General features: G+C 68.7%; 28 protein-coding genes, 1 pseudogene and 1 riboswitch. Of the genes and pseudogenes, 15 read left to right on the top strand and 14 right to left on the bottom strand.

The window, feature by feature from the left end; all coding sequences use genetic code 11:
• The gene (locus ACEL92_RS04920; RefSeq protein ID WP_374024518.1) at positions 1-459 is read left to right on the top strand and encodes a VOC family protein; all 459 of its coding nucleotides are present in this window, start codon (positions 1-3) and stop codon (positions 457-459) included.
• On the opposite strand, the gene ACEL92_RS04915 is transcribed toward ACEL92_RS04920, so the two are convergent.
• Complete coding sequence (locus ACEL92_RS04915; RefSeq protein ID WP_374024517.1) at positions 456-2,147, bottom strand: FAD-dependent oxidoreductase; 1,692 nt, start codon at positions 2,145-2,147, stop codon at positions 456-458. The genes ACEL92_RS04920 and ACEL92_RS04915 overlap by 4 nt on opposite strands.
• Before the next feature lie 21 nt (positions 2,148-2,168).
• Complete coding sequence (locus tag ACEL92_RS04910; RefSeq protein WP_374024516.1) at positions 2,169-3,194, bottom strand: diiron oxygenase; 1,026 nt, start codon at positions 3,192-3,194, stop codon at positions 2,169-2,171.
• Between the two features lie 245 nt (positions 3,195-3,439).
• On the opposite strand from ACEL92_RS04910, the gene serC reads away from it, so the two are divergent.
• Both serC and sepH read left to right on the top strand, forming a co-directional pair.
• The gene (serC, locus tag ACEL92_RS04905) at positions 3,440-4,558 is read left to right on the top strand and encodes a phosphoserine transaminase (RefSeq protein ID WP_374024515.1); all 1,119 of its coding nucleotides are present in this window, start codon (positions 3,440-3,442) and stop codon (positions 4,556-4,558) included.
• A gap of 129 nt (positions 4,559-4,687) precedes the next feature.
• Positions 4,688-5,461, top strand: a complete 774-nt coding sequence (gene sepH / locus ACEL92_RS04900) for a septation protein SepH (RefSeq protein WP_374024514.1) — start codon at positions 4,688-4,690, stop codon at positions 5,459-5,461.
• Between the two features lie 13 nt (positions 5,462-5,474).
• Here the strand turns inward: sepH and ACEL92_RS04895 are convergent, their stop codons facing one another.
• Genes ACEL92_RS04895 through ACEL92_RS04885 form a run of 3 tightly spaced genes read right to left on the bottom strand, consistent with a single transcriptional unit; the run spans position 5,475 to position 7,005 of the window.
• Positions 5,475-5,747, bottom strand: coding sequence for a DUF2537 domain-containing protein (locus tag ACEL92_RS04895; RefSeq protein WP_374024513.1), 273 nt, complete (start codon positions 5,745-5,747; stop codon positions 5,475-5,477).
• Positions 5,744-6,577: a TrmH family RNA methyltransferase gene (locus tag ACEL92_RS04890; RefSeq protein ID WP_374024512.1), complete on the bottom strand. Its 834-nt coding sequence runs from the start codon at positions 6,575-6,577 to the stop codon at positions 5,744-5,746. Before ACEL92_RS04890 ends, ACEL92_RS04895 begins: the two co-directional genes overlap by 4 nt.
• Positions 6,574-7,005 carry a MarR family transcriptional regulator gene (locus ACEL92_RS04885; protein ID WP_046184964.1) on the bottom strand — a complete coding sequence of 144 codons (432 nt, stop codon included), beginning with the start codon at positions 7,003-7,005 and terminating at the stop codon, positions 6,574-6,576. The genes ACEL92_RS04890 and ACEL92_RS04885 overlap by 4 nt, the downstream gene beginning before the upstream one ends.
• Before the next feature lie 198 nt (positions 7,006-7,203).
• On the opposite strand from ACEL92_RS04885, the gene ACEL92_RS04880 reads away from it, so the two are divergent.
• Both ACEL92_RS04880 and ACEL92_RS04875 read left to right on the top strand, forming a co-directional pair.
• The gene (locus ACEL92_RS04880; protein WP_374024511.1) at positions 7,204-7,479 is read left to right on the top strand and encodes a DUF2530 domain-containing protein; all 276 of its coding nucleotides are present in this window, start codon (positions 7,204-7,206) and stop codon (positions 7,477-7,479) included.
• A gap of 30 nt (positions 7,480-7,509) precedes the next feature.
• Positions 7,510-7,965, top strand: coding sequence for an SRPBCC family protein (locus ACEL92_RS04875; protein WP_374024509.1), 456 nt, complete (start codon positions 7,510-7,512; stop codon positions 7,963-7,965).
• 221 nt (positions 7,966-8,186) lie between these two features.
• On the opposite strand, the pseudogene ACEL92_RS04870 reads toward ACEL92_RS04875, so the two are convergent.
• Positions 8,187-8,969: pseudogene (locus ACEL92_RS04870) on the bottom strand (DUF3027 domain-containing protein); the annotation flags it as partial.
• Between the two features lie 131 nt (positions 8,970-9,100).
• On the opposite strand from ACEL92_RS04870, the gene ACEL92_RS04865 reads away from it, so the two are divergent.
• Entirely contained in the window at positions 9,101-10,753 is a 1,653-nt protein-coding gene (locus ACEL92_RS04865) for an MFS transporter (protein ID WP_374024508.1), read from the top strand.
• A complete protein-coding gene (locus ACEL92_RS04860; RefSeq protein ID WP_374024507.1) occupies positions 10,750-11,238 on the top strand; it encodes a DUF2771 domain-containing protein in 489 nt (162 codons plus the stop codon). The genes ACEL92_RS04865 and ACEL92_RS04860 overlap by 4 nt, the downstream gene beginning before the upstream one ends.
• Before the next feature lie 89 nt (positions 11,239-11,327).
• On the opposite strand, the gene ACEL92_RS04855 is transcribed toward ACEL92_RS04860, so the two are convergent.
• Both ACEL92_RS04855 and ACEL92_RS04850 read right to left on the bottom strand, forming a co-directional pair.
• Complete coding sequence (locus ACEL92_RS04855; protein ID WP_374024506.1) at positions 11,328-12,332, bottom strand: glutathione S-transferase family protein; 1,005 nt, start codon at positions 12,330-12,332, stop codon at positions 11,328-11,330.
• 47 nt (positions 12,333-12,379) lie between these two features.
• Positions 12,380-12,793 carry a cold-shock protein gene (locus ACEL92_RS04850; RefSeq protein ID WP_374024505.1) on the bottom strand — a complete coding sequence of 138 codons (414 nt, stop codon included), beginning with the start codon at positions 12,791-12,793 and terminating at the stop codon, positions 12,380-12,382.
• A gap of 162 nt (positions 12,794-12,955) precedes the next feature.
• On the opposite strand from ACEL92_RS04850, the gene ACEL92_RS04845 reads away from it, so the two are divergent.
• From ACEL92_RS04845 to ACEL92_RS04830, 4 genes are all read left to right on the top strand, one after another.
• Positions 12,956-13,354 (top strand): YccF domain-containing protein, encoded by a 399-nt coding sequence (locus ACEL92_RS04845; protein WP_374024504.1) that lies wholly within the window; start codon positions 12,956-12,958, stop codon positions 13,352-13,354.
• Entirely contained in the window at positions 13,351-14,427 is a 1,077-nt protein-coding gene (gene moaA / locus ACEL92_RS04840) for a GTP 3',8-cyclase MoaA (protein WP_374024503.1), read from the top strand. The genes ACEL92_RS04845 and moaA overlap by 4 nt, the downstream gene beginning before the upstream one ends.
• 4 nt (positions 14,428-14,431) lie before the next feature.
• The gene (locus ACEL92_RS04835) at positions 14,432-14,707 is read left to right on the top strand and encodes a MoaD/ThiS family protein (RefSeq protein WP_374026081.1); all 276 of its coding nucleotides are present in this window, start codon (positions 14,432-14,434) and stop codon (positions 14,705-14,707) included.
• A gap of 208 nt (positions 14,708-14,915) precedes the next feature.
• Positions 14,916-15,130, top strand: a riboswitch (cyclic di-AMP (ydaO/yuaA leader).
• Between the two features lie 12 nt (positions 15,131-15,142).
• Complete coding sequence (locus tag ACEL92_RS04830) at positions 15,143-15,973, top strand: transglycosylase family protein (RefSeq protein WP_374024502.1); 831 nt, start codon at positions 15,143-15,145, stop codon at positions 15,971-15,973.
• A 77-nt stretch (positions 15,974-16,050) separates the two neighbouring features.
• Here the strand turns inward: ACEL92_RS04830 and ACEL92_RS04825 are convergent, their stop codons facing one another.
• Genes ACEL92_RS04825 through ACEL92_RS04810 form a run of 4 tightly spaced genes read right to left on the bottom strand, consistent with a single transcriptional unit; the run spans position 16,051 to position 17,691 of the window.
• Entirely contained in the window at positions 16,051-16,476 is a 426-nt protein-coding gene (locus tag ACEL92_RS04825) for a molybdenum cofactor biosynthesis protein MoaE (RefSeq protein WP_374024501.1), read from the bottom strand.
• A complete protein-coding gene (locus tag ACEL92_RS04820) occupies positions 16,473-16,955 on the bottom strand; it encodes a molybdenum cofactor biosynthesis protein B (protein ID WP_374024500.1) in 483 nt (160 codons plus the stop codon). Before ACEL92_RS04820 ends, ACEL92_RS04825 begins: the two co-directional genes overlap by 4 nt.
• A complete protein-coding gene (moaC, locus tag ACEL92_RS04815; protein WP_374024499.1) occupies positions 16,955-17,482 on the bottom strand; it encodes a cyclic pyranopterin monophosphate synthase MoaC in 528 nt (175 codons plus the stop codon). Before moaC ends, ACEL92_RS04820 begins: the two co-directional genes overlap by 1 nt.
• Positions 17,483-17,490: 8 nt before the next feature.
• The gene (locus tag ACEL92_RS04810) at positions 17,491-17,691 is read right to left on the bottom strand and encodes a hypothetical protein (protein ID WP_374024498.1); all 201 of its coding nucleotides are present in this window, start codon (positions 17,689-17,691) and stop codon (positions 17,491-17,493) included.
• 117 nt (positions 17,692-17,808) lie between these two features.
• Between ACEL92_RS04810 and ACEL92_RS04805 the strand changes: the two genes are divergently transcribed.
• The 3 genes from ACEL92_RS04805 (at position 17,809) to ACEL92_RS04795 (ending at position 23,088) form a co-directional block, all read left to right on the top strand.
• On the top strand, positions 17,809-20,076 hold the full coding sequence (locus ACEL92_RS04805; RefSeq protein WP_374024497.1) for a helicase-associated domain-containing protein: 2,268 nt from the start codon (positions 17,809-17,811) through the stop codon (positions 20,074-20,076).
• Between the two features lie 46 nt (positions 20,077-20,122).
• Complete coding sequence (locus ACEL92_RS04800) at positions 20,123-21,772, top strand: DNA repair helicase XPB (RefSeq protein WP_374024496.1); 1,650 nt, start codon at positions 20,123-20,125, stop codon at positions 21,770-21,772.
• A 131-nt stretch (positions 21,773-21,903) separates the two neighbouring features.
• Positions 21,904-23,088, top strand: a complete 1,185-nt coding sequence (locus ACEL92_RS04795; RefSeq protein ID WP_374024495.1) for an FAD-binding domain — start codon at positions 21,904-21,906, stop codon at positions 23,086-23,088.
• 109 nt (positions 23,089-23,197) lie between these two features.
• On the opposite strand, the gene ACEL92_RS04790 is transcribed toward ACEL92_RS04795, so the two are convergent.
• Both ACEL92_RS04790 and ACEL92_RS04785 read right to left on the bottom strand, forming a co-directional pair.
• A complete protein-coding gene (locus ACEL92_RS04790; RefSeq protein WP_374024494.1) occupies positions 23,198-24,343 on the bottom strand; it encodes a thiolase family protein in 1,146 nt (381 codons plus the stop codon).
• A 16-nt stretch (positions 24,344-24,359) separates the two neighbouring features.
• On the bottom strand, positions 24,360-24,782 hold the full coding sequence (locus ACEL92_RS04785) for a Zn-ribbon domain-containing OB-fold protein (protein ID WP_374024493.1): 423 nt from the start codon (positions 24,780-24,782) through the stop codon (positions 24,360-24,362).
• 154 nt (positions 24,783-24,936) lie between these two features.
• On the opposite strand from ACEL92_RS04785, the gene ACEL92_RS04780 reads away from it, so the two are divergent.
• Complete coding sequence (locus ACEL92_RS04780; protein ID WP_374024492.1) at positions 24,937-25,230, top strand: putative quinol monooxygenase; 294 nt, start codon at positions 24,937-24,939, stop codon at positions 25,228-25,230.
• Positions 25,231-25,232: the final 2 nt, after the last annotated feature.

The following is a 25,232-nucleotide window of genomic DNA, read 5'->3' as shown; positions in this document are numbered from 1 at the left end:
ATGGCGATCAACATCGAACCCGCCCTGTCCCCGCACCTGGTGGTCGGCGACGCGGCCGCGGCGATCGACTTCTACGTCAAGGCCTTTGGCGCCGAGGAGATCGGGCGTGTGCCTCGTCCGGACGGAAAGCTGGTCCACGCCGCGGTGCGCATCAACGGCTTTCTGGTCATGCTCAACGACGACTTCCCCGAGGTGTGTGGCGGCAAGTCGATGACGCCCAAGTCGTTGGGCGGCACCCCGGTCACCATCCACCTGACGGTCACCGACGTCGACGCCAAGTTCCAGCGGGCGCTCGACGCGGGCGCCACCGTGGTCGCTCCGTTGGACGATCAGTTCTGGGGTGACCGCTACGGCGTGGTCGCGGACCCGTTCGGCCACCACTGGTCGATGGGACAGCCGGTCCGCGAGGTCGGCTACGACGAGATCCAGGCGGCGATGGCCGGGCAGGGCGCCGGCTAGCCGAGCAGGCGGTCCAGCAGCCGGCGCCGCGGCGGCGGCCCGGCGGTGGCAGCGGCGGCAAGCATGTCGGCCACCTCGGTGAATTTGGCGCGCGGCCGGCCGTCGGCGCCGCCGCGGGCGATCTCGGCGGCGTCGATGGCGCGCCAGCCACGGGCATCGACGGCGTCGGGCTGGCGGTCGCGCATCAGCTCGGCCAGCGCCTCGGGCTCCCCGACCGGGTCGCCGAGCCTGCCGGCATTGAAGTCGGCGACCAGGGCGTGGACGGTCTGCAGCGAACACGATTTGTTCGTGCCGATGAATCCGCTCGGGCCGCGCTTGATCCAACCCGCGACGTAGGCGCCGGACACCGGCTCCCCGGAGGCGGGGTCGACCACCCGCCCACCGTCGTTGGGAACGACAGCCGCCGACTCGTCGAACGGCAGACCCGCAATCGGCTTGCCGCGGTAGCCAATTGACGTCAGCACCAGGCCCGCGTCCAGCCGGCGCAACTCCTCGCCGCCGGTGACTTCGAACTCCACCCCGGTGGCGCGTTGCCCACCCAGGACCCGCTTCGGGGTGAGCTGGTAGGCCAGCCGGATCCGCGGTCGCCCGTTTCCCTGGGCCGGCGACGAGTCGTCGCCCAGCGCGGTCAGGATCTCCAGCTTGCGTTTCGTCAGGCCGTCCGTCGTGGCAGCGAGGTCGGCCGCCACCAGTTCGTGGTCGGCCGCGCTGAGCACAACATGGGACGAGCCCGTGAGGCCGATCAGTTCGGGCAGCGTGAACGCCGACTGGGCGGGGCCGCGCCGCGCGGCGACCACCACTTCGCGGACCGCCGAAGCGCGCAGCGTCGCCAGCGCACGATCGGAGATGTCGGTGCGGGCCAGGTCGTCGGGGTCCGCCGTCAGCACACGGGCCACGTCTAGTGCGACGTTTCCATTGCCGACGATCACCGCCCGCTCGTGGCTGAGATCGACTGGCAGACCGGCGAACTCGGGATGCCCGTTGATCCACGCAACCAATTCGGTAGCGGTTCCGGTGCCCGGCAGACCCATGCCCTCGATGGCCAGGCGACGGTCGTCGGGGGCCCCGACGGCGTACACCACGGCGTGGTGGTGGGCGAGCAGATCGGCGTGGCTCAGGTGCTTGCCGACTTCGACGTTGAGGTAGAACCGGAAGCGGCGGTGACCGGCGACTCGATCGAATAGCCGCGTGACTCGCTTGGTGTTCTGGTGATCGGGCGCCACCCCGGCGCGCACCAGACCGTAGGGCGTCGGCAGCTTCTCAAAGACGTTGACCCGCACGCCAGGCTGGGTGAGCAGTTCATCGGCGGCGTACATGGCCGCGGGCCCCGACCCGACGATGGCCACGGTCAGCGGCCGGCGGCGAGCACGCACCTGGGCGGCCGGGATCACCGGGGCCAGCTTCGACGTCGGGGGCAATTTCTCGCCCTCGGGTCGCTCCGGGTAGAAGGATGCGTTGATCTCGACGAACGGCAACTGCTTGGTGTCCAGCCGGGTGTCCGGCGCGATCGCGCCGACGGGACAGGCGCTCACGCACGCGCCGCAGTCCACACACGCCACCGGATCGATGTAGAGCATCTCCGCGGTGGCGAAGCCGGGCTCATCGGGCGTGGGGTGAATGCAGTTCACCGGGCAGGCGAAAACACAGGACCCGTCGTTACAGCACGACTGGGTGATGACGTGCGGCATAGGCGATTACCTGAGCGGGGCCTAGGCGGCCGGCGCCGCGGCCAGGTGCTGACGCTGCGGCTCGCTGCGGTAACGCGACGGCTTGCCGTCGATCTTGCACAGCCGCCACATGAGCCGCGCGGAACGCGTCTCCATCAGCCCTGTGTCGTGGGCCAGCATCCGGACATCACCGAACATGTCGCTCAGCCATTTGCGCGATTCCGGCGAACGGAAGAACAGCTCCCGCTTCACCTCGCGCGGGATGTCGAACTCCTGCCAGAATGCTTTGGGCGGCACCACGATCGCGCGGCACAGCACCTTCATCGTCAGCGGCAGGTACAGCGCCGTCCAGAATCGCTGTCGGCGCGTCAGTTGCGGCACCCGCTTGCGCAGGAACTCGTGGGCGAAGGAGATGTGCCGCGCCTCCTCGGCCACGTGGATGGCCATCACCCGCTCCATGATCGGGTGCAGCGACTTACCCTCGCGCAGAACGTTTTTCTGCGTGTGGTCGATCGGCTCCTCGCCGGCGAGCACGCCGATGAAGAACGCCACCGGCAACGGACCGGCCACCAGCGGAACCAACGGCGAGAGCCACTTGAGCACGCGCGGCATGCCCGGGACGTCGGCGCCGACGCGGTTGACCATCTCCTGGAACATCATGGTGTGGTTGCACTCTTCGACCGATTCGTGCAGGCAGTACCGGTATTCCGGGGACCCGTTCGGCACCCAGAACGTGTAGTTCATCAGGCCGCGGATCAGGATCGACTCGAAGTGCAACCCCACCTTGGCGACGTTGGCCTGGCGCCACATGCCGATCTTGATCTTGCGCTCGTCGGACTGCGCCTGGTACCAGGGATGACGACCCAACGGGTCGGTCGCCGGCAGGATCCACCGGGGATCGTTCTCTGTGACGGCGAATTCCGGCGAGTCCCAGTCGATGTCGGTGTAGGGGTTGAAGTTCCGTCGCACCGACCCCTCGGACAGTGTGGCGAGCGTGTTGACGTACTCGGTGTCGTCGCGCACCTCCATATTGCGGCGCCAACGCCGAACCATGCGTGTCCTGGCCATATCCAACCCTCCCCAGCGAGGTTTACATTTGGACGTGCTATGTCCAGACAGTACCGCAGGTACCGCATATCTTCCAGACCCCCTGCGGACACTGTGGCCTGACCAGTGGTCAGGGTTTGAGTGTGCCCTGCCTCACACGGCACGAAACCCCTCACCTCACGCGGCCAGGCGTTTTGCCCCGGCAGCGGCGGCCGACGCTCGGACCGCTGCGTGACCGGTCGTCTGCGCTCACTACCCTGAAGGGCATGGCTGACCAGCTCGAGGTTCCCTCCGACATCAAACCCCGCGACGGCCGCTTCGGATGCGGCCCTTCCAAGGTGCGGCCCGAACAATTGCACGCGTTGACGACCACGGCGGCCCCGCTTTTCGGCACATCGCACCGGCAGTCGCCAGTCAAGAACCTGGTGGGGCGGGTCCGGTCGGGGCTGGCCGAGCTATTCTCCGTGCCGGACGGTTATGAGGTCATCCTCGGCAACGGCGGCGCGACGGCGTTCTGGGACGCGGCGGCGTTCGGGCTGATCGACAAGCGCTCGCTGCACCTGTCCTTCGGCGAGTTCAGCTCGAAGTTCGCCTCTGCGGTCGCGGGCAATCCCTTCGTCGGGGACCCCGTCGTCATCAAGGCGGATGCCGGCAGCGCACCCGAGCCGCAAAGCGACCCCTCGGTCGACGTGATCGCCTGGGCGCACAACGAGACGTCGACCGGTGTGGCGGTGCCGATCCGCCGCCCCGCCGGCTCGGGCGACGCCCTGGTCGCCATCGACGCGACCTCCGGCGCGGGCGGCCTGCCGGTGGACATCGCCGAGACCGATGCCTACTACTTCTCGCCGCAGAAGAATTTCGCCAGCGACGGGGGCCTGTGGCTGGCCATCATGAGCCCGGCCGCCCTGGCGCGGGTGGAGTCCATTGCCGGATCCGGTCGCTGGGTCCCCGACTTCCTGTCGCTGCCGATCGCAGTGGACAACAGCCTGAAGAACCAGACGTACAACACCCCGGCGATCGGCACCCTGGCGCTGATGGCCGAGCAGATCGACTGGATGCTGGGCAACGGCGGACTGGAGTGGGCCGTCAAGCGCACGGCCGACTCGTCCCAACGGTTGTATTCCTGGGCCCAGGAGCGGCCCTACACCACGCCGTTCGTCGCCGATCCCGCCCTGCGTTCCCAGGTGGTGGGCACCATCGATTTCGTCGACGACGTCGACGCCGCGGCGGTCGCGAAGATTTTGCGGGCGAACGGCATCGTCGACGTCGAGCCGTACCGCAAGCTCGGCCGCAACCAGTTGCGGGTCGGAATGTTCCCGGCCGTCGACCCCGACGACGTCAGCGCCCTGACCCAGTGCATCGACTGGGTGGTCGAGAGGCTCTAGCCCGGCACCGTCCACCTCGCAATCGGCACGCAACCGCCCAGCGTGTCAGCACCGGTTGTGGGCGTTAGCTGAACTAGAGTGCGCACGAGACGGGTCCGTCGACCTGCACGGAGCCTGCGAGGAGAAACCATGCGGGAACTCAAAATGGTCGGGGTCGATGCCGACGGCAAACACATCATCTGTGAAGCCGGCGACCGGGGGGGACCGTTCAAGCTCGCGATCGACGATCAGCTGAAAGCCGCCGTGCGCGGCGAGACCGCGTCGCCGGAGCAACCGCAACTCGACATACAGGTCACAAACATGTTGAGCCCTAAAGAGATTCAAGCCAGAATCCGGGCCGGCGCGTCGGTCGAGCAGGTGGCCGCGGCGTCGGGCTCCGACATCTCACGGGTCCGCCGGTTCGCGCATCCGGTGTTGCTGGAACGCGCGCGCGCCGCGGAGTTGGCAACGGCCGCTCATCCGGTGCTCGCCGACGGCCCCGCGGTCCTCACCCTGCTGGAGACGGTGAGCTCCGCCCTGGTGACCCGCGGCTTGGAGCCCGACAGGCTCAGCTGGGACGCCTGGCGCAACGAGGACAGCCGCTGGACCGTGCAGCTGGCCTGGAAGGCCGGCCGGTCCGACAACATCGCACACTTCTCCTATGCCCCCGGCGCGCACGGCGGAACCGTCACCGCCATCGACGACGCGGCCAAGGAGCTGATCGACCCGAACTTCGACCGTCCGCTGCGGCCGCTCGCGCGGGTGTCCCACGTCGACTTCGAGGAGCCGGCGAAGCCGGCCGCCGCTGCTCCGGAAGAGCAGCCCGCTCCCCCGGAGCAGCCGGTGCACACCCGCCGGGGTAAGCCGGTCATCCCCGCCTGGGAGGACGTGCTGCTCGGCGTGCGCTCGGGGGGACAGCGCTAGACCGATGGTGGCGCTACCGCGCCAGCGTCAGCGCGAGCAGCGTCAGCCAGGCTCCCGCCACCCCGATCCCCGCGCCCAGCAGGAACCAGCGCAGCACCAGCTTGTGCCGCCAACCCCATAGCGTGGGCGCCAGCCCGCCCGCCGCGACGACGTTGAGCCCGACCGCCAGCAGCGGATGGATCCGGACCAGTCCCAGGCTCAACACCACGATGGCGGCCCCGGTGACTGCGGCGACGAACCCGGCAACCGTCAAACCCGTTGCCCAGGGCACGGAATCGTCGCTCACGACCCGAGCCTAGCCCGCTCGTAGAACGCCAAAGCGGCCGCAGTGGCGACGTTGAGCGAGTCGGTGCCGCGAGACATCGGGATGCGCGCGTGCACGTCGCTCAAGCGCAAGGCGGCCGGCGTGAGCCCCGGCCCCTCGGCGCCCACCAGCACCGCGACGCGTTCGTCGCCGACGGCCGCCATGGCCTCGGGCAGAGCGCAGGCCTTGCCGTGCGGAGTCATGGCCAGCAGCCGAAATCCGTTGTCTTTCAGCGTCCCCAAGTCCGCGGGCCAGTCGGGCGCCCGCGCGTATGGGACCAACAAGGCGTGGCCCATGGAGACCCGCACGGCGCGACGGTAAAGCGGGTCGGCGCAACCGCTGCCGAACACCACCGCGTCCACGCCCAGGCCGGCCGCGTTGCGAAAGATCGAGCCCAGGTTCTCGTGGTCATTGACGCCCTCGAGCACCGCAACGGTCCGGGCGCGCTCGACCAGCTCGGTGAGGCCGGGCTCCGGCACCCTGCGGGCGGCCGCCAGCACACCCCGATTCAGGTGAAAGCCCACCACCCGGGCCATGACGTCGGCGGAGGCTCGGTAGAACGGCACGGCGCTGCCCGCGAGGTCGTCGGCGAGCTCGCCCAGCCGTCGGTCGGTCCCGAGCAGGGCGTGCGGGGTGAACCGGGACGCCAGCATGCGCTGAACGACGAGCACGCCTTCGGCGATCACCAAACCCTTGCCCGACGGCAGGTCGGGACGGCGGTCGACGCTGTTCAGGTCGCGGAAATCGTCGAGCCGGGGGTCGTCGGGATCGGCGACGTCCTGAACGTTCAGACCATCGATCCCGCGGCTCACGGGCCTTCGTCGACCAAGGCCAGCATCAGGTCGGCCGCGTTGCGCAGGGTGTCGCGCTGTTCGCTGTCCAGCGTCGCCAACCGTTTGGCCAACCACTCCTGACGCGCGCGCCGGGTCGCCTTGACCAGCTCGGCGCCGGACTGGGAGACCGAGACCAGCACCTGCCGTCCGTCGATGGGATGCGGGGCGCGGTCCACCAGGCCCATGTCGGCCAGCGAAGCGATCACGCGGGTCATCGACGGCGGCCGGACGCGTTCGCGAATCGCCAGCGCGCCCGGCGTCATCGGGCCCTCGTTGGCCAGCGTCGCCAACGCCGACAGCTGGGACAACGACACTGGCGACGACGGGTTTCGGAACCGCAGTTGGCGGGCGAGCCGCATGACCGCCAGCGACAGGTCGCTGGCCAGCCGCGCATCGCTGTCAGGCATGGCGCGAGGTTACACGGAACCTCAGGAAATCGGGATACGAAACGGTGAACGACGGGCTCTGATCCTCACCGCTGGGCGCGCCGGATAGCGCCGAACCGCTGGGCGGGCGCTCAACCGGCGCGGCGCAGGCGTTTTGGGTCCGCCCCGCCGCGCATGTGGGTGTTTTGGCGCCGCGCGGCGGCGGCTATGTTAATCGCGATGCCTGCTGAACCCGGCCCACACCGCGAGCCTCCGCCGCTGCCGCCTGCGCTGCTCAACGCGTGGCCGTTCCTCGCCGTCGGCGCGCTGGGTTGGGTGGTCGCGGCGGCCGCCGCCTTCCTTGTGCCGTCCCTGCAGAGCTGGCGTCCGCTGACGCTGGCCGGGCTCGGGGTGACAGTGCTGGGCACGAGCATCTTCGTGTTACAACTCGCGGAAGCCCGTCGGGGCGCACGTGGTGCACAGGTCGGACTCGAAAACTATTTCGACCACGGCTAGTTTTCGCAACCAGGGACACGGGAGGGATCGATGGTAGCCCCGCTACTGCAAGCCCAAATCGACATCGACGCACCGGTTTCCACGGTGTGGGAGCTGATATCCGATCTCCGGCGGATGCCGGAGTGGAGCCCGCAATGTCGTTGGATGAAGACGTTCGGTCCATTGCGGCAGGGCACCCGCACGCTCAACATCAATCGCCGTAACGCAATGTTCTGGCCGACCACTTCGACGGTCGTCGAGGTCATCCCCGAGACCAAGCTGGCGTTTCGCGTCAACACCAACAACACGATCTGGAGCTACGAACTCCAGCCCACCGAAACGGGCACCCGGGTGATCGAGAGCCGCCATGCCGAGAACGGCGTGACCGCGTTTTCCAACCTGTCGGTGAACGCACTGTTCGGCGGGACCACCAACTTCGAACGCGAATTGGTCGACGGCATGAACGCGTCGCTGGCCAAGATCAAGGCCGCCGCCGAAAAGGCCTAGTCCGCCTCGGGCCCCGACTCCGGCGCCTCGGCTTGGGTCTCCTGATCCGGTGCTTCGGCCTCCGGATCCGGCGCTTCGGCCCGGGGTTCGGGCGTCTCCGAAGTTGGTGTCACCGAGTCCGGTTCCGCCTGCGGGCCATCGTGGGGCTCGGACTCTGCGGGCTCGGATTCCGCTTCCTCTGTCGGCGCGTCCGCGGCCGCCGGCTCCGAAGCCTCGGCCGGCTCTGCCGGCGGCTCCAGGACGTCGAGCACGCCATCGTCGTAGGGCTCGTACATCGGTGAACCGGTGCCCGCGGGAGCCGGCGTGTCCGAGTGCGCGCCGCAACCGTACTGCTTGTCGACGATCTGCCCGTCGGCCGACAGCTCGTTGCCGCACACGCCGAACATCGAACCGAGCGATCCCGCCAACGGCAGGTAGAAGCCGCAGTCGCGGCACACCCGTTTGGTCGAGCGCGCCATCGGCGAGTCGGGACCGTGCTCTCCGGTGTGCCATCGTTCGGCCGCCTCCGCGCGGCCGAACGCACTCATGACCCAGCGCCGGCCCAGACCGATCTCGGCGGCGGTCTCGTCCACCTCGGGGTCGCCGCTGGCCGTGTAGCCGGGAACCAGCCGCGGATCGTCGGCCGCGGGCGCCAGCAGGTCCCCGGGGCTCAAGTCCCCGGGCCGCACCCGCTGATCCCACGGGACCCACTCGGGTGCCAGCAACGCCGTCGGGCCCGGAATCAGCACCACCTCACTCACGGTGGCGTGGTCGGCACCGGGATAGGCGGCGACCACGACGGCCCACTGCCAGCCCTGATAGCCAGGCAGATGCGCAAGGAACCGGTGTGTGGCGGCGGCCGGGTCCTCGTAGCTGACGCCCAGGTAATCGCCCACGGTCTCGGCGCCGCTGAACTCGACGACGGCGGCCCTGGCCTGGTCCACCGCACCCTTCAGCACCGCGGCCAACCCTTCGGGCCAGTCGGCCACGGTCGCCCCGGCGGAGTGCTCGCTGGGTCCGGTCAAGGTGTCCTCTTTCTCCATTGCGGTTCCAATACTAGGTTGGCGAGCCACACCCCGTTACCTGCAGACGCTTGCCGTCGGCATAGGGGAGAATCTCCAACGTGTCTGGACGGCGGCGTGATGATCCGGGCCGCGTGGCCTCTACCCCGGGTCACCGGCCCCGCAACGGGGCCGGCAATCAGCATCCGGGCACGGCAAATTACCCCGCCGACGATGCCGCCGATCGGCGTAGGCGCCGGCCACCGCCGATGCCGAGCGCCAATCGCTATCTGCCGCCGATCGGCCAGCATTCGGAGCCCGACCAACACGACACACCGGCCCCCCGCCCTGCCGCCCCCGGTGAACGGATCACCGTCACTCGCGCCGCCGCCCTGCGCAGCCGCGAGATGGGGTCGCGGATGTACTGGATGGTGCAACGCGCCGCCACCGCCGACGGCGCCGACAAGTCCGGCCTGACGGCGCTGACGTGGCCGGTGGTGGCCAACTTCGCGGTGGACGCCGCGATGGCCGTCGCGCTCGCCAACACGCTGTTCTTCGCGGCGGCCACCGGGGAGAGCAAGGGCCGGGTTGCGTTGTATCTGCTGATCACCATCGCCCCGTTCGCGGTCATCGCGCCGCTCATCGGCCCGGCGCTGGACCGTTTGCAGCACGGCCGGCGAGTCGCGCTCGCCGGGTCGTTCGTCCTGCGAACGGCGCTGGCGCTGGTGCTGATCATGAATTACGACGGCGCCACCGGAAGCTACCCGTCGTGGGTGCTTTATCCGTGCGCCCTGGCCATGATGGTGTTCTCCAAATCGTTCAGCGTGCTGCGCAGCGCCGTCACGCCACGCGTCATGCCGCCGACCATCGACCTGGTGCGGGTGAACTCGCGGCTGACCGTGTTCGGTCTGCTCGGCGGCACCATCGCCGGCGGGGCGATCGCCGCGGGCGTGGAGTTCGTCTGCACCCACCTGTTCAAGTTGCCCGGCGCGTTGTTCGTCGTTATCGCGGTCACGGTCGTCGGCGCCTCGCTGTCGATGCGGATCCCGCGCTGGGTCGAGGTGACGGCCGGTGAGGTGCCCGCCACGTTGAGCTACCGCCAGGACGGCGAACCGCAGCGGCGCAGCTGGCACCACGAAGTCAAGAAGGTCAGGGGGACGCTCCGGCAACCGCTGGGCCGCAACATCATTACCTCCTTGTGGGGAAACTGCACCATCAAGGTCATGGTCGGCTTCCTGTTCCTGTACCCGGCGTTCGTCGCCAAGGCGCATCAAGCCAACGGCTGGGTTCAGCTGGGCATGCTCGGGATGATCGGCGCGGCGGCAGGCATCGGTAATTTCGCCGGCAACTTCGCCGCCGCGCGCCTGCAGCTGGGCCGGCCTGCCGTGTTGGTGGTGCGCTGCACGCTGGCGGTCTCGGCGGTCGCGCTGGCGGCCGCGGTGGCGGGCACGCTCGTGGCGGCCGTGATCGCCACGCTGGTCACCTCGGGCTCGAGCGCCATCGCGAAAGCTTCGCTGGACGCCTCACTGCAAAACGATCTGCCCGAGGAATCGCGCGCCTCGGGATTCGGGCGTTCGGAGTCGACGCTGCAGCTGGCCTGGGTGCTCGGCGGCGCCGTGGGCGTCCTGGTGTACACCGAGTTGTGGGTCGGCTTCACCGCCGTCACCGCCCTGCTGATCCTCGGATTGGCGCAGACACTCGTTAGCTACCAAGGGAACTCGCTGATCCCCGGACTCGGAGGTAACCGGCCCGTCATGGTGGAGCAGGAAGGCGTCCGTCCCGGCCGCCCGGCGGTGGTGCCCGAGTGAAACGCAGTGTGGCCGTGCTGCTGGCCGGCCTGATGACTCTGGCGTGCGTGGCCGTCGGTGTGGGTACCTGGCTGCTGGTGCGCCCGTCCGGCCCGCAGCGCCCCGAGATCAGCGCGTATTCGCACGGTCACCTCGCGAGGGTGGGGCCGTACCTCTACTGCAGCGTGCTCAACCTCGAAGACTGCGACACGCCCCAGGCGCAGGGTGAGCTGAAGGTCAGCGAGCGCTACCCGGTGCAACTCTCGGTGCCCGACGCGATTTACCGGGCACCGTGGCGGCTGCTGCAGGTCTACGAGGACCCAACCAACACCACCAGCACCATCTTTCGGCCGGGCACCCGGTTCGCCGTCACCATCCCGCCGGTCGACCCCCACCGCGGGCGCGTGGTCGGGATAGTGGTGCAGTTGCTGACGCTCGTCATGGATCCCTCCGGTGAGTTGCGCGATGTCCCCCACGCGGAATGGTCGGTGCGCCTTACGTATTGAGCATTGGATCGCCGAACGTCGGGTTGTTGGGCGAAACAATGCTTTCACGGCCCAACGAGTTCACGGTGGGCCAGGAAAAGCACTTCGACTCACGCGCCATGCCCGGCGGGTACCCGCTCCCCTTCGACGGGTGGCCCGGGAGGGGTCCCGTCGCCGAAGGGCTTGCCGCCCAGCGCTTCCCGGCCGTGCGGTGACAGCCAGCTCGACAGGTCCGGCCCCGTGGGCACGATGCCGGTGGGATTGATGTCGGTGTGCACGATGTAGTAGTGCTGCTTGATCTGCACGAAGTCGACGGTGTCGCCGAACCCGGGTGTCTGGAACAGGTCGCGCGCGTACGCCCACAACACCGGCAGCTCGCTCAGCTTGCTTCGGTTGCACTTGAAATGGCCATGGTAGACCGGGTCGAAGCGGGCCAGCGTGGTGAACAACCGCACGTCGGCCTCGGTTATGGTGTCGCCCACCAGATATCGTTGGTCGGCCAGGCGATCGCTGACCCAATCCAACGCGGCGAACAGCCGGTCGTAGGCCGCGTCGTAGGCCTGTTGCGAGCCGGCGAAACCGCAGCGGTACACCCCGTTGTTGATCTCGGTGTAGACCCGCTTGTTCACCTCATCGATCTCCGCGCGCAGGCGCTCGGGGTACAACTCCGGTGCCCCGTCGCGGTGGTAGGCGGTCCATTCCGTCGAGAAGTCCAGGGTCATCTGCGCGAAGTCATTGGTGACGACCGCGCCGCTGGGAACGTCGACGATCGCGGGCACCGTGATGCCCTTGGGGTAGCCGGGGAAGCGCTTGAAGTAGGCGTCCTGCAGCCGAGGGATCTTCAAGACGGGGTCCACGCCCCCGGGGTCCAGATCGAACGTCCAGCTGCGTTCGTCGTGCGTGGGTCCGCAAAAGCCAATCGACAGAACGCTTTCCAGGCCCAGCAACCGACGGACGATGATCGCGCGGTTGGCCCACGGGCACGCGCGGGCGACGACCAGCCGGTACCTGCCGGGCTCCACGGGGTAGCCGTCGCGCCCGTCGGCGGTGACGCGGGTGGTGATGTAGTTGGTGTCTCGGTTGAAGTCACCTTTTCCGGCGACGTAGGCGGCCATGGCCACAATTCTGCCCCAGCCCCGCGCCGACGAACGGCGCCCGCGAGCTAGGCGTCGAGCTCGCGGGCGACCGCGCGAACCACCTCGGAAACCCGTCGAGCCGTCTTGCGGTCCGGGTAGCGGCCCTTGCGTAGCTCGGGCTGCACGGCGCTCTCCAGCAACGTGATCATGTCCTCGACCATGCCGTGCAGTTCGTCGGGGCTGTGCTTGTGCTCGGCGGTCGTCTCGCGGCGCCCCTGAGCCTTGGTGAGGCTGGGCGGCGGCTCAATCAGCTTGAGGCTCAGCGCCTGAGGCCCACGCCGCCCGGAGGCGATGCCGAACTCCACGCGCTGGCCCGCTTTGAGCCCCTCGACCCCAGCGGGCAACGCCGACGAGCGGACGTACACGTCCTCGCCGTCCTCTTGCGACAGGAAGCCAAACCCCTTGTCGGCGTCGTACCACTTAACCTTGCCGGTCGGCACTGGTCTCACCTGCTTGTCTAACGGATCAATAGAATGGCCAACACAATAAGCGTCCCGCCTGCGCAGGACGCCGTTTGGTCCTTGATCCTACTCGGATGCTTGCCTAACGAGCACCCCCGTTATCGCCCACTGGGTACGCTGGGCGGTACCGGTGGAGGAGAGATGCGCCTAATCCTGAACATCATCTGGCTCGTGTTCGGCGGCCTGTGGATGGCCGCCGGATACCTGCTCGCGGCGCTCGTCAGCTTCTTGCTGATCATCACCATTCCCTTCGGCTTCGCGTCGCTGCGCATCGCCTCGTACGCGTTGTGGCCGTTCGGCCGCACCATCGTCGACAAGCCGACCGCAGGCACGGGGGCGCTGATCGGAAACGTCATCTGGGTGCTGCTGTTCGGATTGTGGCTGGCGATCGGCCACGTGGTCAGCGCGCTGGCGATGGCCGCCACGATCGTCGGCATTCCGCTGGCGCTGGCCAACCTCAAACTGATCCCCGTGTCGTTGATGCCGCTGGGCAAGCAGATCGTTCCCGCCAGTTCGCCCTCCCAGGTAATGGCCGCATGACGCTGACCGCGCTGGGTGTGCCGACGGTGCCGGGCCGCGCCGCCGCAGCCGCGCGGAACGCCCCGACCACGGGCCCGCTGGTGGACACCTACGGGCGGGTCGCCACCGACCTGCGGGTCTCGCTGACCGACCGCTGCAATCTTCGGTGCAACTACTGCATGCCGGCAGAAGGCCTGGATTGGTTGCCCGGCGAGCAACTGCTGCGGCCCGAGGAGCTGGCCCGGCTGATGCAGATCGCCGTCAGCCGGTTGGGCATCACCAGCGTGCGGTTCACCGGTGGTGAGCCCCTGTTGGCGCGGCACCTCGAAGAGGTCGTCGCCGCGGTGGCGGGCCTGCGCCCCCGCCCGGAGATCTCGTTGACCACCAATGGCGTCGGCTTGGCGCGACGGGCGGCCGGGCTCGCCCGGGCGGGCCTGGACCGCGTCAACGTATCGATGGACAGCGTGGATCGCGGACACTTCGCGGCAATCACCCGCCGGGATCGGCTCGGAGACGTGCTCGACGGCCTGGCCGCGGCCCACGCCGCCGGCCTGACACCGGTCAAGGTCAACGCCGTGCTCGACCCGCTCACCGGGCGGGAGGACGTCGTCGAATTGCTGCGATTCTGTCTCGAGCGCGGCCACCAACTGCGGGTCATCGAGCAGATGCCGCTGGACGCGGGGCACCAATGGCGTCCGGGCGCCGCGCTCAGCGCCGACGACGTGCTCGACACGCTGCGCCCCCACTTCCGGCTCCGTCCCGACCCGGCGCCGCGCGGTTCGGCGCCCGCCGAGCTCTGGCTGGTCGACACGGGTCCGGGCACGCCGAGCGGAAAGTTCGGCGTCATCGCGTCGGTTTCCCACGCCTTCTGTTCGGCGTGCGATCGCACCCGCCTGACCGCCGACGGTCAGGTCCGCAGCTGCCTGTTTTCGACCGAGGAGACCGATCTTCGGAGCCTGCTGCGCACCGGCGCTTCCGACGACGCGATCGAAGCGGCGTGGCGGGTCGCGATGTGGGGCAAGCCGGCCGGTCACGGGATCAACGACCCGAGCTTCGTCCAGCCCGACCGTCCGATGAGCGCGATCGGTGGCTAGCCCCATGGGTCATGCCGTCCAGCAAGACGGGATCCAGGTGACGGTGCGCTATTTCGCGGCCGCACGGGCGGCGGCGGGAGCCGAGTCGGAAACGGTGGTCGTGCGGCCCGGCACCACGGTGGCCGAGCTGGTCGAGCGCCTCGCCGTGCGGGGCTCCCAACTCGCCGCGGTGTTGGGCAGATGTTCTTACCTGTGCGATGGGGTCGCCGTGCGCGACGAGACCACACCGTTACGCGCCGGAAACACGATCGACGTCCTACCCCCCTTCGCCGGCGGGTGAAACTGTGAAATATCTCACGTAACGGAAAGATAACGGCGTAATCACGCTCGGATATCGAGCGCTATGACCTGCGCGGATACCGAATGTCCGGAACGTTTTCCCAGATGGCCGAGAGGGAAACGCCGGGTTTCGCGCAACGTGACGGGGCCGACAGAACCCGCTACCTTTCTCGGAAGGCTCGCCAAGACAACCGAATTGGCGGACCTCCCCTCCTATCGCGCCGAGCTCCATCCAATAGGCGGGGCCCTCTGACCAACGTGGATGGAGACGGGGGACCCACCGGTCCACCGTGATCGGATTGGGGCCGCGTGCGGCCCCTAGGGGTGAAGCCGAGGTCGCTCCCGAGCGGACGCGACAACGGCCGGGTGGCCTCTCCAACCCGAACCCGACAGCTGACCTCGCAGGCGCGTGACGAGAGAGGATTTTTTTCGGCCTATGAGTGGACGTCACCGTAAGCCCAGCACGTCAAACATCAGCGTCGCCAAGATCGCCGTCACCGGCGCGGTCCTCGGTGGCGGCAGCATCGCCCTGGCCGGCCAGGCGGCCGCGGCCACCGACGGCGAATGGGATCAAGTAGCCCGTTGCGAGTCCGGCGGCAACTGGGCAATCAATACCGGCAACGGCTACCACGGTGGCGTGCAGTTCAGCTCGAGCACTTGGGCTTCCCACGGCGGCGGCCAGTACGCGCCGTCGGCCGAACTGGCCACCAAGGAACAACAGATCGCCGTCGCCGAGCGCGTGCTGGCCACCCAGGGCCGCGGAGCGTGGCCGGTGTGTGGTGGCCCGCTTTCCGGCCCGTCCCCGCGCGAGGTTCCGGCGCCGGCCGGCCTGGACGCGCCGCTGGATGCGCCCGGTATCAACGGGCAGCCGGCGCCCCTGGCTCCCCCGCCCGCCGACGCACCCCCGCCAGACGCCCCGCCGCCGCCTGCGCCGCCCGTGCAGCTGACCGGCTTCGACCAGCCGGCTCCTCCGGCGGATCTGCCCCCGGCACCGCCCGCCGACGCCATGCCGCCGGCGCCGCCCGCCGACGTGCCCCCGGCGCCTCCGGCGGACCTGCCCCCGGCACCCCCGGCGGACCTGCCCCCGGCACCCCCGGCCGACGCGCCGGCCGTGGACACCGATTTCCACGGCTTCGTCCCGGCCAACATGCCGCAGGATGTTTCCTCGGCCGGCTACACCAAGCAGCTCTGGGACGCCATCCGGGCTCAGGACATCCGGGGCAACGACGCGCTCGACGCGATCGCCCAGCCGTCGCCGGCCACCTGAGGCGCCCCCACCAGACTGCCCGGCACGCCTCGAACGTTTGCGCTTCGGGGCGTGCCGGCATTCCAATCGCTACGCCGTTACGCCGAGCCCACCCATTCTTCGGTTCCGTCGTCGAAGAACTGGTGCTTCCATACCGGTAGCCGCGCCTTGATCTCGTCGACCAGCAGGGCACAGGTGGCAAACGCCGCCTGACGGTGGTCGGCCGCGACGGCGGCCACCAGCGCGGCCTCCCCGATGCGCAGCACCCCGATCCGGTGACTGGCCGCGACGGCACGCACCCCGCTCGACTGCTCCGCGACGTCGGAGACGACCTCGGCCAAGACTTGTTCAGCCGACGGATGCGCGGAGTACTCCAGCCGAACCACCCGCCGCCCGCCGTCGTGGTCGCGGATCATGCCGACGAAGCCGACGACGGCCCCGGCCGACTGATGGGCCACGAGCTCTTCGTGCTCGGCCAAAAAGATCGGGTGATCGGTCATGGCCGCGCGGACGACGAGCGTCATCGCTGGTGGTCTCCACCGGCGAGCTGATCGAGCGCGTGATCGAGCACGTCGTCGAGCACGCCCAGGCCGTCGCGCACCCCGCCGGGCGAACCCGGCAGGTTGACGATCAGGGTCCGCCCCGCCACACCACACACCCCGCGCGACAGCACCGAGGTCGGCACCTTCGGCAGGCCCGCCCGGCGGATAGCGTCGGCCAGACCCGGGATCATGTAGTCCAGCACCGCGACGGTCTGGTCCGGTGTGCTGTCACTGGGCGAGATGCCGGTACCGCCCGATGTGATGACGACGTCGACGCCGTCATCGACCGCCTTGCGCAGGGCCTCGCCGACCGGCTCCCCGTCGGCGACCACCTCCGGATCGGCGAACGAAAACTCGCGCTCTGTAAGCCATTCCGCGACGATCGGCCCGCAGCGATCGTCATAAACTCCCGCCGACGCGCGGGTCGAGGCGATGATGACGCGCGCGGATCGGGTGCTCATCACCGCACCCACGTCCCCGTCTTGCCGCCTTCCTTGCGCAGCACCCGGATGTCGTCGAGGCGTGCGGCGGGATCCACGGCTTTGATCATGTCGTAGAGCGTCAGGCCGGCCACACTGACGGCGGTCAGGGCCTCCATCTCCACCCCCGTGCGGTCGGTGCTGCGCACCGTCGCGGTGATCTCGATGTCGGCGGCCCCCACGGTGAAATCCACGTCGACTCCGGTGAGCGCCAACTGATGGCAGAGCGGGATCAGCTCACTGGTGCGCTTGGCCGCGAGGATGCCCGCCACGCGGGCGGTGGCCAGCGCGTCGCCCTTGGGCAGACCCCCGGCCGAGATCAGCTCCACCACGTGCGGGGAAGTGTGCAAGGCACCCGCGGCCACGGCGGTCCGTTTCGTGGTTCCCTTGCCGCTGACATCGACCATGTGCGCCGCGCCGCGGTCGTCCAGGTGTGACAGCGCGCCCGGGCCGGATTCTCCCGATGCCCAGGTCGCCGGGGGCTTGGCGGCCTCAGAGGCCTTAGCCATCCTGGCGCCTACCGGTTAACGACCGTGACCGGGTGCAGGTAGGGCAGCTCAGTGGAGGGCAGCGGGAACACCAGCTCGCCGAACGGCGACAACGCGCCCGTCCGGTCTGTGACGAGTTCGCTCACCGCATGGTCGTCCGGGTCCGTCGTCGGCCACCCGTTGTCGACATACCTCGTTTTGCGGGCTTTGCCCTCAGCAGTGTCAGCCACGCCGTCCATTCTGACAGGTCGCTGTTGCGCGTGTCGTGCAAGACCGGCAGTTCGGCCGAGGAGCCGCCGACATCGTTGCCTACGTGCGACCCGCCGACTGTTTTACGCTGGTCAGCAATGACCGACAACACCCCGGACATCCCGCTGGGGTCGTGGCTGGCCGACTTGCCCGACGAGCGGCTGATCCGACTGCTAGAGCTGAGGCCGGACCTCGCCCAGCCCCCGCCCGGCAGCATCGCCGCACTGGCCGCGCGCGCTCAGGCCCGCCAGTCGGTCAAGGCCGCCACCGACGAGCTCGACTTTCTGCGCCTCGCGGTGCTCGACGCGTTGCTGGTGCTCCAGGCCGACACCACGCCGGTCCCGACGACGAAACTGTTGGCATTGATCGGTGAGCGCGCTCGCCAGGCCGACGTGGTAGGCGCGCTGGACGACCTCCGCGACCGGGCGTTGGTCTGGGGCGATGCGGCGCTCCGCATCGCGCCGGACGCCGGCACGGCGCTGCCCTGGTACCCGGGCCAAGTCACCCTCGAGGACGCCTCCCGCACGGGCGAAGAGATCGCAGGCCTCATCGACGACCTGAACCAGGCCCAGCTCGACGTGCTGGAGAAGCTCCTCGAGGGTTCCCCGATGGGCCGCACCCGTGACGCCGCACCCGGGGCCCCCGCGGACCGACCGGTGCCTCAGCTGTTGGCGATGGGACTGCTGCGGCGCATCGACGCCGAGACCGTGATCCTGCCCCGCCACGTCGCGCAGGTGCTGCGCGGCGAACGACCCGGCCCGATGCAGCTGACCGCACCCGATCCGGTGGTGTCGACCACCACCGCCGACGACGCCGACGCGGCGGCGGCGGGGGCCACCATCGACCTGCTGCGAGAACTCGAGGTCCTGATCGAAACGCTGGCGGCCGCACCGGTACCCGAGCTGCGCAGCGGCGGATTGGGGATCCGTGACGTCAAGCGGCTCAGCAAGACGACGGGCATCGAGGAATCGCGGCTGGGCTTGATCCTCGAGTTGGCGGCCGCGGCCGGTTTGATCGCCAGCGGGATGCCCGACCCACCACCGGCCACCGGCCCCAACCTTGATGGACCTTTCTGGGCGCCAACGGTGGCCACCGACCGGTTCACGGCGCTGCCCACCGCCGAGCGCTGGCAGCTGCTGGCCAGCAGTTGGCTGGACCTGCCGAGCCGTCCGGCCCTGATCGGCAGCCGCGGTCCCGACGCCAAACCCTATGGCGCCCTTAACGATGCGCTGTATTCGACGGCCGCGCCGCTGGATCGCCGACTGCTGCTGGGCACACTGGCCCAATTGCCCCCGGGCGCCGGTGTCAACGCGGTCTCCGCGTCGGCGGCACTGATCTGGCGACGCCCCCGCTGGGCCAAGCGGCTCCAGCCCGGACCCGTGGGTGATCTGCTGGCCGAGAGCCACGCGCTGGGCCTGGTAGGTCGCGGGGCGCTCAGCAGCCCCGGCCGCGCGCTGCTCGATGACGACGCCGATTCGAAAGCCGCGGTCGACGCCATGGCGCGGGCGCTGCCGAAACCGATCGATTACTTCCTGGTTCAGGCTGACCTGACCGTCGTCGTGCCGGGGCCACTGGAACGCGATCTCGCCGAGGACCTGGCCGCGGTGGCCACGGTCGAATCGGCCGGCACCGCGATGGTGTACCGCATCAGCGAACAGTCGATCCGGCACGCGCTCGACGTGGGAAAGACCCGCGACTGGATGCATGGCCTGTTTACCAGGCATTCCAAAACGCCTGTCCCGCAGGGGCTCACCTATCTGATCGACGACGTCGCGCGACGGCATGGTCAACTGCGGATCGGCATGGCCGCTTCGTTCGTGCGGTGCGAGGATCCCGCGCTGTTGGCCCAGGCCGTCGCCGCGCCCGCGACGGAAGGGGTGCAACTGCGCGCCCTGGCCCCGACCGTCGCGGTGTCTCCGGCGCCGATCGCCGAGGTGTTGATCGCGCTGCGCGCGGCGGGCTTCGCCCCGGCGGCCGAGGACTCCACCGGCGCCATCGTCGACGTCCGCCCCCGCGGCGCCCGGGTCCCCACGCCCCAGCAGCGCCGGCCCTACCGCCCGATGCCGCGCCCCAACAGCGAGAGCCTCAACGCGGTGGTCGCAGTGCTACGCAAGGTGACCGCCGCACCGTTCGGCAACAATCGCGCCGACCCGGCGGTCACCATGTCGTTGTTGCAGCGCGCGGCCAGGGAACAAGACACCCTGGTGATCGGTTATCTGGATGCCGCGGGTGTCGCCACCCAGCGGGTTGTGTCGCCGATCACCGTTCGGGGCGGTCAGCTGACCGCGTTCGACTCGGCGTCGGGGCGGCTGCGCGACTTCGCCATCCACCGCATCACGTCGGTGGTGTCGGCCAACGGCCGATAATGGGTTGCGGCAGCCGCCCGCGAGACGATGAGAAGGAGTTGGGCCATTGACTGACGGCCCGTTGATCGTGCAGTCCGACAAGACGGTGCTGCTCGAAGTGGACCACGAGCAGGCCGGCGCGGCGCGCGCCGCCATCGCGCCGTTCGCGGAGCTGGAGCGCGCGCCTGAGCACGTGCACACCTACCGCATCACGCCGTTGGCGCTGTGGAACGCCCGCGCCGCGGGCCACGACGCCGAACAGGTCGTCGACGCGCTGGTCAGCTTCTCGCGCTACGCGGTGCCGCAGCCGCTGCTGGTCGACATCGTCGACACCATGGCCCGCTACGGCCGCCTGCAATTGGTCAAACACCCGGCGCACGGCCTGACGCTGGTCAGCCTGGACCGCGCGGTGCTCGAGGAGGTGCTGCGCAACAAGAAGATCGCTCCCATGCTCGGCGCCCGCATCGACGACGACACCGTCGTCGTACACCCCAGCGAGCGCGGCCGGGTCAAGCAGATGTTGCTCAAGATCGGTTGGCCCGCAGAGGATCTCGCGGGCTACGTGGACGGCGAGGCGCACCCGATCAGCCTGGCGCAGGACGGTTGGCATCTGCGCGACTACCAGCAGATGGCTACCGAATCGTTCTGGGCCGGCGGGTCCGGGGTGGTGGTCCTTCCGTGCGGGGCGGGCAAGACGCTGGTGGGCGCGGCCGCGATGGCCAAGGCCAGCGCGACAACGCTGATCCTGGTCACCAACATCGTCGCGGCACGGCAATGGAAGCGCGAACTGGTGGCGCGCACCTCGCTGACCGAGGACGAGATCGGCGAGTATTCGGGAGAGCGCAAGGAGATTCGGCCCGTCACGATCTCGACGTATCAAATGATCACCCGCCGCACCAAGGGTGAGTACCGGCATCTGGAGCTTTTCGACAGCCGCGACTGGGGGCTGATCATCTACGACGAGGTCCACCTGCTGCCCGCGCCCGTGTTCCGGATGACCGCCGACCTGCAATCCAAGCGACGCCTTGGCCTGACCGCCACGCTGGTCCGCGAGGACGGCCGTGAGGGTGACGTGTTCTCCCTGATCGGCCCGAAGCGCTATGACGCGCCGTGGAAGGACATCGAGGCCCAGGGGTGGATCGCGCCCGCGGAGTGCGTCGAGGTGCGGGTGACCATGACCGACAACGAGCGGATGATGTACGCCACCGCCGAACCCGAAGAGCGTTACAAGCTTTGCTCGACGGCGCATTCGAAGATCGCGGTGGTGAAGTCGGTGCTCAGCCGGCACCCCGACGAGCAGACGCTGGTGATCGGCGCCTACCTCGACCAGCTCGACGAGTTGGGCGCCGAGCTGAACGCCCCGGTGATCCAGGGGTCGACCCGGACCAAGGAACGCGAGGAGCTGTTCGACGCGTTCCGCCGGGGCGAGGTGAACACACTGGTGGTGTCCAAGGTCGCCAACTTCTCCATCGATCTGCCGGAAGCCTCTGTGGCGGTGCAGGTTTCGGGAACCTTCGGCTCGCGCCAGGAGGAAGCCCAGCGGCTGGGCCGGCTACTGCGGCCCAAGGCCGACGGCGGTGGCGCCATCTTCTACTCCGTGGTGGCGCGCGACAGCCTGGACGCGGAGTACGCCGCGCACCGGCAGCGCTTCCTCGCCGAGCAGGGCTACGGCTACATCATCCGCGACGCGGACGACCTGCTGGGCCCGGCGATTTAGCCCTCAACTCTCCGGCCCCATGGGCCGGTCGCCCAAATTTGATATCGCCGGGAACAACGCACTCAAGGTTGCTTAGTGCAACTGTTTCCTAGTGCTATAGTAGGTCCAGCTCGCTGCTGAGAGATGGGCCCATGAGAATCGGCATTGTCGGCGCCGGCATCGCCGGCCCCACGCTCGCGTACTGGCTCTCCCGGTACGGCCACGAGCCAACCTTGATCGAGAAGGCGCCGCGACTGCGCACCGGCGGCTATGTCGTGGACTTCTGGGGCGGCGGGTATACCGTCGCCGAACGCATGGGACTGACCGCCGAGTTGCACGCCGCGGGTTATGCGGTGCGCGAGGTGCGACTCGTGGACCGGCATTCGCGGCGTGTGGGCGGCTTTGCGGCCGAATCGTTCCGGCGGAACGTCGGCGGCCGGTTCGTCACGGTGGCCCGCGGTGATCTGTCGGCCATGATCTATCGCTCCATCGACAGCCGGGCCGAAACGTTGTTCGGTGAAAGCGTTTCGGCGATCGAGCAAAACGACCGCGGGATACGGGTCACACTCGACGGCGGCGGGTTACGGCAGTTCGATCTGCTCATCGGTGCGGGTGGCATCCATTCGCCCGTGCGGGGCTTGGTATTCGGCTCCCAATCCCGATTCGAGACCGACCTCGGCTACCGAGTCGCCGCATTCGAAGCCGAGGGTTATCTGCCGCGAGACGAGCTCGTCTACATCGCCTATACGATGCCGGGCCGGATGATCGCCCGATTCGCGATGCGCGGCGAGAAGACCATGTTCCTTTTCGTTTTCACCTCCGATCACATGCGCGGCCCCGATCCACGAGATGTACCGCAAGCCAAGGCAATCCTGCATCAGGTCTTCGGCAACGCGGGCTGGGAATGCGCGGAGATCCTGCGCCAACTCGACGGCGCCTCCGACGTCTACTTCGATCGCACCAGCCAAATTGTCATGGATCGCTGGTCGGACGGTCGAGTGGCGCTCATCGGTGACGCCGCGGCCGCGGTTTCCTTGCTGGCGGGCGAAGGGACGGGGCTGGCGATGGTAGAGGCCTACATATTGGCGGGCGAACTAAACCGCGCCGGAGCAGATCACGCGGCGGCGTTTCGTCGCTACGAGCGACGGCTGCGTCCGATCGTCGAGGCAAGACAGCGGTCGGCGCGCGCATTCGCCTCGATGTTCGCGCCGAAAACGTTGCCGGGCCTATGGATCCGCAATCAGGGGTCAAGGCTGTTGAACATTCCGCGGTTGGCCGACCGGATCGTCCGGAGCGAGTTCCGCGACGACATCGCATTGCCCGAATACGCCGCATAGCCGTGTGCCCAGCGCTCTCGACGATATGACGCTCGCCGGATTTGATATCACCGGCGATATCAAATTCCGGGACGCACGCATGGTCCCGGACCGGCGGCGAAGCGGTGAACTACAGCGACAGGATGGTCGCCGACGCGGTGCCCGGTGCGCCGTAGACCTGCGCCAGGCCGACGCGCGGATTGCCGGGCACCTGACGCTCCCCCGCCTCGCCACGCAGCTGCCGCACCAGCTCGTGCATCTGCCGCAGCCCCGACGCCCCGATCGGCTCGCCGTTCGCGATCAACCCGCCGTCGGTGTTGACCGGCATCGAGCCGTGGATCTCGGTCGCGCCGTCGGCCAGCAGTTTCTCCTGCTCGCCGTCGGCGCACAGGCCCGTCTCCGCCATGTGGATCACCTCGTTGCCGGCGTCGGTGTCCTGCAGTTGGGCCACGTCGACATCCTCGGGCCCGATCCCGGCGGCCTCGTAGGCCGCCTTGGCCGCGTACACCGTCGGGGAGACGTCGCCGTCGAGCGGGGCGAAGGTGGCGTGCACCTCGTAGGCGCCGTAGCGGCGCGTACGGATTTCGCAGGCGCGCACATACACCGGCTTGTCGGTGTACTTGTGCGCGATGTCGGCCCGGCACATGACGACCGCGGCGGCCCCTTCGTCGGGCGCGCAGAACATGTACTGCGTGAGCGGGTAGTTAAGGACCGGTGAGTTGAGGATCTCCTCCTCGGAAATCGGCTTGCGCCGGAAGGCATTCGGGTTCAGCGCACCATTGCGGAAATTCTTCGCGGCCACCTTGGCCAGGGTGGCCTGCGAGATGTTGTGGTCGTGCAGGTATTTGTTGGCCTTCATCCCGAAGAATTTGGTGGTGACGAACTGCCCGTTCTGGGCATACCACTGCGGCAGCGCCAGCTTGGCCGGGTCGTCGGTGAACGCGCCGCGGGGGTGCTTGTCCAGGCCGATGGCGATGCCGATGTCGTACTTGCCCAGCCGGATGGTGTCGGCCGTCTGCTGGATGGCGCTGGCGGCCGTGGCGCACGCGTTGAACACGTTGGTGAACGTGATGCCGGTCAACCCGACCAGGCGGGTGACGGCGTCCGGGTTGGACACCTCGTGGCTGCCGCCGAAGCCGAACTGGATGTCCTTCCAGTCCACCCGGGCGTCGGCCAGCGCGGCTTGGATGGCCTCCGCACCCATCTGCATCGCGGTCTTATCGAACCGGCCGAACGGGTGCAAGCCCACGCCGATAATGGCGACATCGTTGGTCATCTCAGACTCCCTCTTGCTAGGTGGTGGCGACCGGCTGGAAAGCGAAGGTCATGATTTCGCTGCCCTCTTCATCGGTGGTGAGAGGGACCATGGTCAGCTCGACCTCCTGACCGAACTGCAGCTTGGCCGGGTCGTTCTCGGTCAACCGACCCTCGACTCGAATCACGTCGTCGAGCTGGACCAGCCCGACGCCGAACGGGACGAAGTCCTTGCCCGTCGGGCCGGCGTACGGGGCCCCCGGCGGAAAGCCCTGGGTGGTCCACGCGACCAGTGTTCCGCGGCGCGGCAGCAGCACGTCGGTCATCTCCCCCAGGCTGCAGCGCGGGCACCACTGCTGGACCGGGAAGGTGGTGGCCCCGCAACTGCCGCACCGGCTGCCGATCAGCTGTGGGCTCTCATCGGGCCAGGTAGAGATCTCGGGGGCGAGTGCCTTTTGCATCAGGGAATCCTCCGGAAGCGCCAACAGAATGCTGCTCACTGAACGGTATAACAGCGTTCCGAAAACTGGAAACCGCATTCTCATGTTTGGTGGCCGGCCCGGGTGCCGGCCCGGCAGATATGTTGGGATCGCCGTCGCGACCAAGGAGACGACCATGCCAGTCACCGTGATACTCGAACTGCAGTTCAAGCCTGACTCGGTGCCGCAGGCGCGCGACGTTATGGGCCGGGCGTTGCGGGACACCCGGGCCTTCGCCGGAAACCTTCGCACCGACGTGCTGGTCGACGAGGACGACGCGGCCCACTGGCTGATCTACGAGCTGTGGGACACGGTCGAACACGACGAGGCCTACCGCGCCTTCCGCGCCGGCGACGGCCGACTGACCGAGTTGCCGCCGCTGCTCGCCGCGCCCCCCGTCAAGAAGCGGTACGCCACTTCCGACGTCTGACG

The organism is Mycobacterium hainanense (assembly GCF_041890355.1).
Lineage (GTDB): Bacteria > Actinomycetota > Actinomycetes > Mycobacteriales > Mycobacteriaceae > Mycobacterium > Mycobacterium hainanense.
This window is presented reverse-complemented; position numbering and strand designations above follow the sequence as displayed.